The sequence below is a fragment of the Salinivibrio sp. IB574 genome (assembly GCF_001996205.1).
In the GTDB taxonomy this organism is placed as follows: domain Bacteria; phylum Pseudomonadota; class Gammaproteobacteria; order Enterobacterales; family Vibrionaceae; genus Salinivibrio; species Salinivibrio proteolyticus.
On record NZ_MUFN01000011.1, the window covers coordinates 18,757 to 30,864 of the forward strand.

Sequence of the window (12,108 nt, forward strand, 5' to 3'; positions counted from 1 at the left end):
TAGACCAGACAAACCATAATGCATAGGAGGAAGCCGTTTGAGGCTAAAGCCCTTGTGTCGGTTTGCTGTGTGTTCTCTCTGATGGCTAAGACTGTGTTAGTCAGGACGTGGTCTGCCAGTTATCTAACAGAGATGTAATCAGATCTGACAGATTACTCTAGCTCACTTTGGCCCCAAAGTGTTTGGAGCCAATGCACTACCCAATTTTGAGGCATGCATTTTCCCTATCAAGTCTAATCCGATGAAAGAGATTAAGGCCATGCTTACTTTGGAAATATTTCAGGGCGAGCACATGCGTTACGCTATATTTATCCGATGTAAACTCTGACTTCCTCGTGCTCGTTGCACCAAAGTTCGTTGTCTATATGCACGATGGTCTCTAACCCCGATTTAACTTTGGTCTTCTCTTCGTCGGAAAGCATTCCTTCATCAAAAATACGCTTCCATTCTTTAGGATAGAAGGTGGATAGAATAAACATAGTAAATGAAAATGGCGTCATCTTTACTTTAACAGGTATTCTGGAATTATTCTCAAAGCCTATGTGTAAGTGGAACGCAGGGTGTGTTAGACGACAATACTCATTTTTATCAAGGCTCATGTCATACCTAACGGGAGTATAAGGGCTATACGTCGCAATGCTGTCTACAAAGTTTTGATATGCGATCGAAAATTCCGATGACGATAAGTATTGATTTTTATCATCTTCAGTGAATACCTCATCCCATATGTCTCCAAACTCTTCATGTAAAAAATCTTCACGAGTAGGTAATCTGAGAGGAGCCATTAAAAACCTGAAGCTATCTTCTTCATAAATGAGTAATGAGCCATCTGCGAGTAAAAAATGATACCAATAGCGTTTTATATAAGTCTCCCATTGGTCTCTGTAGTTTTTCCCTCGCAGATCCGCAACGTAGTTCTCAGGAAAATGAATCATGGGATTGTATTGTTCTAGCATCCCCAGTTCATTTAAAACTCGCTTAGTTAGCTTTAACGATGCGCCAGAACCAACGTCCATTATTTCTTCCCTTTTCTACCTTCACTTTCAGCCAAGTATTCCTGCATTTTCTCAAAAGACCCGAACTTTTCTGCTAGCTTTTTTATGCTATCAATATCTTTTTGGCTAACTGACTCAGCCATCTGTAGATCATGTTCAATATCCTGTCCCTCAAGCGCTGATGGGTATTTAAACTTAATGCTAGGAAGGTTGCCGATAGCAGTTTCTATCTCCCCAAAAAGCCTATCAACAATTTCACCAACCCCTGTAATACAGATCCAACCCTTGGTTCGTGTTAAAGCTGTAAAGATAAGGTTTCTATTTCTCACACTGAGGTTGTAAGAGAGAAAATCAGTACCCATTAGGTAAACTGAATAAGCTTCGTTGCCTTTAGCTTTATGGATTGTACTTAGTGTAACTCGACCTTTAACGCGAAAGTCGCTTATTGAATACTTCTCTGCATGAATGTTATTCGTATAAATTTCATGCTCCGACAATATGTCAGTAAGTCGATTAAAATATCCTTTACACCTGTAGTCATCGGCACACATGACTAGAATATCTTCAGGCAATAACCCTTCGCTTTTAACGTCATTTATGATGCGTCGAGCAACTTCATTAACCTCTGCATCCATATTTTCAGCTTTATGCATTAAGATTAAGTCACGAGCCTCTTGGTCTGCCAGTGTTGGAGAATGTCTTTCATCCCTCAATACATGAACATCTTCTTTCTCTCGAAAAGCCCCTTCATCTTTGCCAATAACTTGATATCCAAGCGACTTCCAGTGCTCCACGGTTTCGATTTTCTGAACTTGCTTACCGTAGACACCAAGACCTACGCTATGAGCACAAACTAGCGTTGCTAGTGGTGTTCTATAACAACAATTTAAGTATTTCTCTTTGATGAATTGTGTCCCATCATCATAGATTTGTGCAGCTGTAGGTACTTGGCTTTGAAAAATATTCTGAAAAACATCAGCTCCAAATGTAGCTTGTTTGTTCTTCGCTAACTTAGTGCACAATCTCAAAAAGTACTTATTGTAATCTTGTGCTTCATCAACAAACACATAGTCGTAAATAGGGGATATTTCCACATTATCAAGCAAATCTTTACACGCAAATTCAAACGGTTCCATATCGTGAGGTTTATATTTCATTGCCTCAGGATAAGTAAGGAATCTATGGTTAAATGCATTACAAGCCTCCCAATAAACACCATCATTTGTGCGGCCCCCCCAAGAGTGTTTAATTGCAACTCGATCTAGATTACTCAAGTCATCATCAAACTCTCGATAAAACCTTTGGATCAAACGTTTCACATGTTGATAGAGGCTTTTTGTTGAAAAAGTATACAGTATTTTGCTTTGTTCTGATTCTGCGCGAATTAACGTTATAGCAGCTTTCATTGCAAGTACTACCGTTTTACCTGATCCGGCAAGACCTCTTATCCTTTGAGGCCCAGATAATGCAGGTATATAACCTTCTTGCTGATCTTTATCAAAGAGCAATATCTTCGACTCTATTTGACTAATTTTGGCAACTTTAGAGTTGTCGTCAAAACCAGTTAGATTTCTATCTTCTGGTTTCCAAAGCCCTTTAGCTCCTTGAATCGTCGAGATACTTTCCAAGAAAACATTATCATCAACTGCAACTTCACTCTTGCTTATCATTTGCTCGACATCGTGGAAATTCAGAGCATGTGGATTCTTCAACTCTATGGCTGCTAACTCTTCTTCCTCAAAATGAGGAGCATAAAGTAAAGTGCTAAATGGAACCTTGAGTTGATTGAAACCACAAGATAGACGCTTATTCCTAATTAGCCTTGCAAAAACGTTATTGGCAACGTCTAGAAGTTCATCATCTGCATGAGTCAACTTATCCTTACTGTATGAGTTCGCATCTGTCGTATGCAGAGACCAAATACCGTACTTTGAACTAACTAGGATAAGCTGCGAAATAATTAGATTATCATCACTCCCTTTATATAAAGGAAAGTCGACAAATAGTTGAGCGCCATCAAGTTCCAAGGGTGACTTTTTCAAACGCTCAACTAAGTCATTTAATATTGGAGTTGCTGTAAAATCATACCCGTCTGGGTTTATCTGTAACATTGTGCTTTCCTAGATATAGAAGAAACAATATGCATATGACCATCTAATATAACACTGATTAGAGGTATAGGCATTACTCTCCTTCACATTTCACAGTCCACATATCAGTTATGAATTTAAAACATTCTCACTTGACCTACTGAGTATTGATCGGATACCAAGTGGCTACATAGCTCCCTTCCACTCGGCTCTCTGGGAGTCGAGTTTGGCTATTTGCCATATCTGTAATCATTCACGATTTTCTAATGTTCAATTTTATGAAACTAATAATTGTCCAAAAGCGATTTTGATGGCACAAGGGACACTCTAGACGGCTAGGTCACCGCTTGACTACCATAGATGTCCGACTGTGTATAAGTCAGCGCACTAAACATATAGCCAAGCACTACTTATGAGAGCGTTGTCTATGAATTGGCCTGACGTAGTCCTCGAAGAGAAACTTAAAGCTCAGGTGTACCTGTGTAGCGTCGGTGTTGCTCCAGCTATCACCGCCTAGCTTACTAGAGCAGGTAACGGTATTCAGACCAACGATATTAAGAGACGTAAAGCTTTCCTCTTGGTTGTGCCCATGCAATATCTCACTAGCACCTACAGACCATAAAGCTCAGACAAGCTCTAGACGACTGCTTCTCATAATGATAGCTCCTTCTATCAAGTGAAATGACAGTCAGCTAAGAGCCGCTCTGCTTGACTACTTATCCATGTAATCAAAAGAACAATAGTGCTGGTGGTCTCTTCGTGTCTACTGAAGCTAGTGAGATAGAGATGAAGCAACCAAGGACTCTTAGTGTATATCTAAAAGTTTCCCTTGGGGCTCTTCAATTAGACGTTGTAAATGGCAGTGTTAGCTCAGAAGCTATCTACGATACATAGACCAAGAAAACAGACGGATAATAAGAGTAATCATCAAGGGTGTCTGTGTTGTCTCACTCTCCTCATACACAATCAATGGACAGTCGATACTGCTCTAGTATGACATTGTTATCATCAAGACGTATAAGGATAGATGTACTCTTAAAGTTGTCTCAGAGTCCCTTCAATTAGACGTTGGAAATCGAAGGGACCACTTCATCATATGTCCAAGTGGTTACAACCTAGAAGCGGCATGCTTTATTATTAATCCCACCAAAAACCACACTTCAAGCTAGCCTCTGTAATCTTTTTACTGACGACACAGAGCACCCCAAAGCCTCCGCTGTCGCATTAATAGAGTACCCCTTTGAGCGAAGCTCACGTACCTTCTCTTTGCTTATCGTGTGAGGACGACCCATATGCTTCCCTTCTGCCTTTGCGCGCTCTCTGCCTGCGTTTGAACGCTCTAACATCTTCCTTCTTTCCATCTCTGCCACCTTGGACAGAATGGTCACCAGAAGCTCTCCTGCATCTGTGCTGAGGTCTACCCCCAGCCTTGTCACAATGACGTTCACACCGCCCCTCAGAAGCTCTCTCACGGTGTTTTGTACGTCAATGCTGTCTCTGCCCAATCTATCAAGATCGACCGTCACAAGCGTGTCTCCTTCACGCACATAGTCGAGTAGCTTCTTAAACTCAACATTTGTAAACCCATGAAGTAGAGAAAAAGAACACTCATTCCAAGTGAGGCATCACTGCTTATTAAAGATATTTTCGATTCCATAAAGTCAGACACTGCAGTTTCTAGTAGGGGGTATAGGGGGAATTTATACAACACATATATAATTAAAGTCACAAGAGAATTTTTTACAAAAAACAAATCGAAAATAAAAACATGAAAAATATTAACACACAACATCTTCAATTGTAACCTATGTTGCTGATTCAAAAGGAAAAGGATATTAGAAAATAAAATGTCACATGTGATTGAAATTAATTTCATAGCTTTAAAAATTGAAAAATAAAAATAAATATAGGCGCCTCTTGAACAGAGGATTAAATGATGAGAAACCCAATACACACCAATGTAAACAGAGTACTAAGTTATTACGGGATGAACTTAAAGAAAGGGAGGTCAAACTACTATTTATCATATTACAGTCAAGGCGAAACCTCTGTCATAAAAAATAACAACCCAAGAGATGCCATAAGAGAAGCAATCAACAGACAGGGTGACAGAGATCTTTACATACAATTAATAAATCAATTGCGATTTCTTAAACTAAACCCTAAAAAGCAATTATACTTCAGTGAGATTTTTATACTCGACCCAAGGTATACAACCAGACCTTCTCCTCCTTTAGGAACACTAAAAGATGCTTACGATTTTGCTTGTGAGATGAGATGGAACTCAAGGAATATAAAAGACCACAAAGCAACAAAAAGAAAAGCAGAGAATGTCATCAAACATTTTGGATATTCAACACCAYCAAGTGATATCACGCCAAGAAGACTCGTTGATTACGTTGGTTATTTACAAGCTAAAAACTTATCTAATGCAACTATAAATAGAAATTTGAGCAAGCTGAGGGTAGTACTGAGACACGCTGTCATGCTTGACTACATACCACATGTACCGGATTTCCCTTGGCAAAAATACTCTAACGCTAGAACTCGCATACTTAGTAAGGAAGAAGAAGAGAAGGTAATAAGTTTCTTTCATAAGAAAGGTAATACCCTTATGGCTGATTTTGTGATGGTAGCAATCGACACTGGTGCTAGAGTTGGTGAACTTATGAGGCTTACATGGTCAGACTACAGACTAGAGAGTGAGTCTATTTTTATACGAAACTCTAAAAATGACGAATTCCGAACCGTTCCTCTAACAAAACGTTCCCGACATGTCTTTAAACGAAGGTATCAAAACATGTGCAGCCCAGAAGAAAATATATTCAATCTGACTCAAGACCGTCTTAGTTGGCAATGGAAGGTTATGAAAAAGTCTCTAGGGTTTGATAAAGAGAAAGAATTTGTCCCTCATATGATGCGCCATACTTGCGCTACCAGATTAGCAGAGTTAGATGTAAATGATTCCAAAAGAATGTTATGGATTGGTCACAAAACACCTGTTATGACTGCGCGGTACACACATATGACATCAACCTCACTCAAAAGCGTTGTCGAGATAATAGATTCTCAAGCATGAAAAGAAACAACTCTGATAGGCTATATAATTAACATAAAGCGAATACTGCCAAAGATAAAGCGCCACCAGCAGCATAGCTAATTCATATAATCTAGAGCGCTAGGTGAATAACCATTATAGCCTAGCGCTCAAAATATTTTATTCGTACAGATCTATAGAAGCTTTAAGCTGCCCTGCGTATTGGAATATGTCATCAACGCTATCAATCGGATTCTTAGTTTCTTTCTTGTTTGCGTCGAATAGACCAATGTATTTCTGGCGACCGTTAAAGTGTAAGCGACATAGAGGTTTACGGTTGTTATCGTCGAGCAAGATACCAAAGTAGCTTTGAGTATCACGGTGTGCAACGCGAGACACCTCTACTTTTTCACGTAGAATAGCTTTCACGACATTGTAGCCATCTAACTCCTCTTCTGTCGTCACAATCTTCGGATTGCCATCATCTTCATCCACAAGGTTAACATCACCTTGTTCACCTTTGCTCTCAGCTGAGACCGACTCTCTCTCCTCACTGCCGATTGCATACTTCAACCTTGCATTGATGCTGTCGTTCAGAAACTGTTTGAGGGCTTTCTTCGTTATCTCTGTAAACTGAGCTTTGACTTTAACTGTTTGTATTCCATCATAAACCTTAGAGGTTAGCAGTTTCACAAAGTCCTCTTCTGGATCCTGAAACTGTTCAGACAGTACTTTCTTTATCTGATTTAAGTACTTCAACTCTCCTGCTGCATCTACTACTGAATCAACATCAAAGGACGTCTTAGTCAATTTCTTAAGCTCGGGCACCACATGCTCATCAACTTCCGACATATCCAGTACCAAGAAAGGCTTATTGTCCATTTTGTTTGGTGCATCAAGATCTGTGAAGAACTGGTATTCACATCCGTTGGTTAGGATAGCAATGCGAGCATTAGTAACAGAGAAGTAGCGGTAAAGCTGACTAGAATGCTTTGGTGAGAGCGTTTCATTTACCTTTTTGCACTCTATTAGGATCTGCACTTCACCATCTTTCATTAGAGCGTAATCGACCTTCTCACCCTTCTTAGTACCTGTGTCAGCGGTGAACTCGGGGATAACTTCGCTGGGGTCAAAGATGTCGTAGCCAAGTACATTATGAAGAAACGGCATCACCAAAGCTGTCTTTGTCGCCTCTTCTGTTTCTATTGAATCAGCTAGCTGCCCCACCTTTTTCGATAACGCTTGCAGTCGCTCAATAAAGTCCATTTGTCTCTCCTCATATGCGCTTAAGTGAACAAGCAGATGCAACAGCCATATACAAATGCTTGCTCATTAAACCATCAACTAGTGACTTGTGCTGTGATTTAAGACTCAACTGCACCGACAGCTAGACAAACTCTTATCTCGCCTCTTTCACTCACATACAAATGTGGGCTACAATTGTCGAAAATTCCGGTATCACACTAAAAAGAAAAAGAAACAAAAACAATAAAATCAGCATCTTGGAGAAAAAAGGCGTTTTGGCAACTAGCCTCCCGCCAGCTCCACCAATCGATTGGAAAGGGCGACAAGTCATTGATTTGTCGCCCTTTTTGCATCTTTAATACTTGGATTTAGACTGTTTGTACTAACGTTTGGTACTAAAACATGCGCTACTGTGGTCCTGTGGCCCTATGGATTGGGACGAGATTTTGGACATACTGGAGAGTGAGTAAATGGTGGAGCGCTAGTTAAGCGATGAGGGTTAACCAGAAAGGGAGCCGAATGATTGACTCCCTTGGTTGGGTTCTAACTAGCCTAGAACGAATTTATCAACCGAGTTCTACCCAATACTCTTTGTTGACCTCTAGCATTTCATCCAAAATTTCTTTGGCTTTTGAAGCGCTTGGAATTGTGGCTGACAAGGTAAATGCTTGCCATAGTCGTTGGTAAGAGCCCTGAACGTGAGCTTGAACAACAAGCTTTTCAACTGATACTTGTTGGTTCATCATGCCTTTTTGGAATTCAGGGATTTCACCTATTTGCATCGGTTTAGCGCCTGTGTTGTCTACAATACAGGGAATTTCAACCATCGCTGTTGGATCAAAATTACTAATAGCACCGTTGTTAGGAACGATAAGTAGCATTCTCTCCTTGGTGTTAAAGGCTATCGCGGTCGCTAAATCAACGATGTACGACGCGTGTTCCTCAACCTCGATGGTGGTATCCTTTGCTGTCCCTGCTGCGATAATGCGATGGCATTCGGTGAACACTTCCTTCTCGCGTCCATCCATCACCTCATTAGCCCGCGTGTAAACCTTATCAGAGTGCTCCACAACATAATCAGGATACAGATAGTATTTAAGGTATGTGTTTGGGATCGTTTCTGGGTCCAGCGCATACACATCACGCACTTTGATAAACGTATCTTTCCATGATTCGTCGGTATGCTGAGCACCGTTCATCGCGCTAGGTGGCAAGTAACCATGCTCTTTCACATACGCTTTAATCCGAGGCATGAGATCTTCGCCGGTTTTAGCATCTTTAAACTCTTTCCACCATCCAAAGTGGTTCAGGCCGTAGTACATCACATCAAACTGTTTACGGTCTTCATACCCCAAGATTTCAGCGATACGGGTCTCTATCCCAATCGGCATGTCACAGATATTAAGCACTTTCGAATTAGGCCGTAGCACTCGACAAGCCTCAGCAACAATTGCTGCCGGGTTGGAGTAATTAAGCATCCATGCATTTGGTGAATACTTTTCCATGTAGTCGATAAGCTCAATCACGGCAGGAATGGAGCGTAAACCGTAAGCCATACCACCTGGGCCACACGTTTCTTGGCCCACACAGCCATGACGAAGCGGGATTTTTTCATCTTGCTCTCGCATGGCGTAAAGACCAGCGCGAATATGCGCCATGCAAAAATCAACATCCGTAAAGGCTTCTTCTGGGTCGGTGGTATAAGAAAACTCGATTTGAGGCGCTCGCTCTTGTAGTAAGATCTTGCATGCTTGAGCCACGGTTTCCTGCCGAGATGCAAAGTTATCGTAGAATTTCAGTTTACGGATCGGAAAACGATCTTGGTTTTCCAGTAGCATCATGACAATACCCGGGGTGAAGGTTGAGCCGCCGCCTGCGATAACAACTGAGAATTCTTTTTTCATCATTTCCTCTCTTATTTGGCTTAAATCATTTGCCAATGAATAGCTTGTTTATAAGTGTCTGATAGATATTTTTTAAATGGCTGGGTTTGGCGTAATCTCTGCGCCCTCTTCACTTTTTGCTTGTTTTTCACCTCGGTGCACAGCGACGATTTTTTCGCACTCTTCCCGAAGCTGGGGGACGTTTAGACCAATAATGACCTGTACAGCTTGGCCATTCGTCACCACATTGACCGCCCCGGTATTCATAAAGAACTCACGAGATGCAACCTTACTTGGGTCGGCAACCGTCACACGTAAACGTGTTGCACAGTTATTCAACTCAACAATGTTTTCTGTTCCACCTAGGCCGTCCAAGGTTTCAGCCGCTTGTACTTGCAGTGGGTTGACCGCATGACCACCTTTGCCGGTAATTCCGTGTTTTTTATTGAAGTCATCTTTAGTGTGAAGTTTGAGAACGGCATCGCCTCGACCTGCAATTTGCACATCAAACTTTTCAATTAAGAACTTAAAGGTGACAAAGTAGATAAGCGTGAATGCCAGACCAATTAGAATTTGGGTCACGACCATACTGGTGTGATTGCCAAGTAACGGTATCCAATTCCCTGTGACAAATTCGATTAACCCTCCCCCCATGTTTCCAACGACGCCGAAGCTATACATCATCATCGCCATGGTGCCAGCAAGGAGCGCATGAATAGCGAACAGCCAAGGCGCAATGAAAAGGAACGTAAATTCGAGTGGTTCAGTAATACCCACCAGCATCGCCGTGAGCGTCGCGGGAATGAGAAGCGCTGCGACCTTTTTACGATTCTCGGTCTTAGCTGTGGCATACATGGCCATCGCAATCCCGACACAACCAAAGACTTTCGAGTTACCGTGTAAGGCAAAGCCTCCCGCAGGAAAGAGATCTTTTATCGCCGCTGACGATTGAGTGAAACTCTCGAGATTCATAAACCAATCAGCCGTGATGCCATTCGGAGTCGCGATGTTACCGAAGACAAACGGGGTATAGATGAAGTGATGCAGGCCGGTTGGGATTAAAATGCGTTCGAGAAAGGTATATAGCCATACACCAAAAGACCCTGACTCCAACATGAACGTTTGTAGACTGAGGATGCCCTGTTGAATGGAAGGCCAAATATAAAGAGTGAGCCAAGCTGCTGGGATCATCGCGAAGAATGACAACATGGCGACAAAAGATGCACCCTGAAAAATGCCTAAATAGGCCGGTAACGTTTTTTCAAACGTACGATTGTGGATCCAGGTGATCAGAGACGAGATTATGATGGCACCAAAAATCCCTGTATCGAGCGTTTTGATCCCGGCCACTTCTGTGAGTCCTGATGTGCCACCGATAGCCTGTGAAAAATCAACACCAAAAAACTCGCCCCAAAAGCCTCCCATTGCATTAACGAAGTAGTTAAACGTGAGGTAGGACACGAGCACAACCATCACTGCTCGAGCATGTGCTGTTTTAGCAAGACCTATCGGTAAGCCGATAGCAAAAAGCAGCGCCATGTTACGGAAGATGGTCCATCCTCCTTCTTCGATGACTTTTAGTATTTGGTAATAAAGGCCCTCTTTATCTGCAAGATCGCCGACAAACACTGGGTTTTTCAGAACAATACTTAACCCAATCAGTATCCCAACAAACGGGAATAGCAGTACAGGGGTGAACATTGCTCCGCCTAATCGTTGTATTGCACTTAACATAAGCAGCTTCCTTGGTAATGTTTTTTTAGGCTTTGTTGTCTTCTGACAACTACAACCTATACCCGCCCCAAAAACAATACAAATAAAATACAATTAAATCGTGACAAGATACAAATAAATACAACAAAGCTAAAAGCAGGGCAAAAAACGTACTAAACATTGATCTCGTTGCTTGATAAACAGACAAACCAGTGTTTTAGGGTCGGAGGGTCGCTTAATTTGTCTTTTTTTTGTATTATCTGGAAGGTGTACTAGAGAGGTGTGAAAGATGCTGTATAAAAAAGTGATGCAAGATTTGCGCTCACGCATCAATTCAGATGAGTTCGAGGTTGGTGATACCCTTCCGACAGAAAAAGCACTCAGTGAACAATATGGCGTTAGCCGAGTCACTATACGTAATGCTATCGATGAGCTGGTTGAACTAGGATTAGTCGCAAAGCGTCAAGGGGCTGGCACAACCATCATCGGTAAAACGGTCATTGGCTCGTTGCTGACATTGAAGAGCACCAACGAGTACTTCTCAAGTACAAACACAACGCTTGAATACAAGATTGATGAGTTTTCTCTCATAGATCCAGACGAAGAGCTGGTACGGCTCTTAAAGGTCGAGAAAAACGAAAAAGTTTATTTTATTCGTAGATTCAAGCTATTAAATGGAAAGCCATCCGTATACGAAGAGTCTTACATGCCTGCATCACTCTATCCTCGAATGAATGTGATGTCTTTAGAAGGCTCAAAGTATCGCTACCTCGAAGAGGAGCTAGGCCTTGATATCGACGGCGCGTCCCAAGATTTCGAAGCCATCCTTCCGAGCGAGTCAATGTGTCGGATCCTAGATATCGATCCATCAACGCCATTACTTCAAGTGCTTTCCATCGGTTTGCTAAAAGACGGTCGTGTCTTTGAGTACACAAAGCTGGTATCGCTACCTGGCACTATGTCTTACAAGCATTACCTTAAACGTGGTGAGTAGATGATTCTTCCAGTTTAAATTTATCATTAAATTCAATTTCTTACTTTTAGCGCTTTGAATCTAAATCAATTTTGTACAATACAGGCACGAGGGGAACGTATAGGGTTTTGCACCTCTGCTGTTTCAAGCGCGTTTAAAACATTTTCTCCTG

Annotated in this window: 8 protein-coding genes and 1 pseudogene; 2 read left to right on the top strand and 7 right to left on the bottom strand. The window is 41.7% G+C overall.

Features of this window, described 5'->3' with window-relative positions:
- Window positions 1–308: 308 nt before the first annotated feature.
- From BZJ17_RS06765 to BZJ17_RS17590, 4 genes and pseudogenes are all read right to left on the bottom strand, one after another.
- Window positions 309–1,016, bottom strand: a complete 708-nt coding sequence (locus BZJ17_RS06765; protein ID WP_077640198.1) for a DUF2290 domain-containing protein — start codon at window positions 1,014–1,016, stop codon at window positions 309–311.
- Window positions 1,016–3,106, bottom strand: coding sequence for an ATP-binding domain-containing protein (locus tag BZJ17_RS06770; protein WP_077640199.1), 2,091 nt, complete (start codon window positions 3,104–3,106; stop codon window positions 1,016–1,018). Before BZJ17_RS06770 ends, BZJ17_RS06765 begins: the two co-directional genes overlap by 1 nt.
- A gap of 1,139 nt (window positions 3,107–4,245) precedes the next feature.
- Window positions 4,246–4,377, bottom strand: coding sequence for a helix-turn-helix domain-containing protein (locus BZJ17_RS17585; RefSeq protein WP_277868794.1), 132 nt, complete (start codon window positions 4,375–4,377; stop codon window positions 4,246–4,248).
- 12 nt (window positions 4,378–4,389) lie between these two features.
- Window positions 4,390–4,644, bottom strand: a pseudogene (locus BZJ17_RS17590) (recombinase family protein); the annotation flags it as partial.
- A 374-nt stretch (window positions 4,645–5,018) separates the two neighbouring features.
- Between BZJ17_RS17590 and BZJ17_RS06780 the strand changes: the two are divergent.
- Window positions 5,019–6,164, top strand: coding sequence for a site-specific integrase (locus BZJ17_RS06780; protein ID WP_077640201.1), 1,146 nt, complete (start codon window positions 5,019–5,021; stop codon window positions 6,162–6,164).
- A 138-nt stretch (window positions 6,165–6,302) separates the two neighbouring features.
- On the opposite strand, the gene BZJ17_RS06785 is transcribed toward BZJ17_RS06780, so the two are convergent.
- The 3 genes from BZJ17_RS06785 to BZJ17_RS06795 form a co-directional block, all read right to left on the bottom strand.
- The gene (locus tag BZJ17_RS06785) at window positions 6,303–7,388 is read right to left on the bottom strand and encodes a type I restriction endonuclease (protein ID WP_077640202.1); all 1,086 of its coding nucleotides are present in this window, start codon (window positions 7,386–7,388) and stop codon (window positions 6,303–6,305) included.
- Window positions 7,389–7,933: 545 nt separating this feature from the next.
- A complete protein-coding gene (locus tag BZJ17_RS06790; protein WP_206744520.1) occupies window positions 7,934–9,274 on the bottom strand; it encodes a 6-phospho-alpha-glucosidase in 1,341 nt (446 codons plus the stop codon).
- Between the two features lie 69 nt (window positions 9,275–9,343).
- Window positions 9,344–10,984, bottom strand: coding sequence for an alpha-glucoside-specific PTS transporter subunit IIBC (locus BZJ17_RS06795; RefSeq protein WP_077640203.1), 1,641 nt, complete (start codon window positions 10,982–10,984; stop codon window positions 9,344–9,346).
- 268 nt (window positions 10,985–11,252) lie between these two features.
- On the opposite strand from BZJ17_RS06795, the gene BZJ17_RS06800 reads away from it, so the two are divergent.
- Complete coding sequence (locus BZJ17_RS06800; protein WP_077640204.1) at window positions 11,253–11,957, top strand: GntR family transcriptional regulator; 705 nt, start codon at window positions 11,253–11,255, stop codon at window positions 11,955–11,957.
- The last annotated feature ends 151 nt before the right edge of the window (window positions 11,958–12,108 follow it).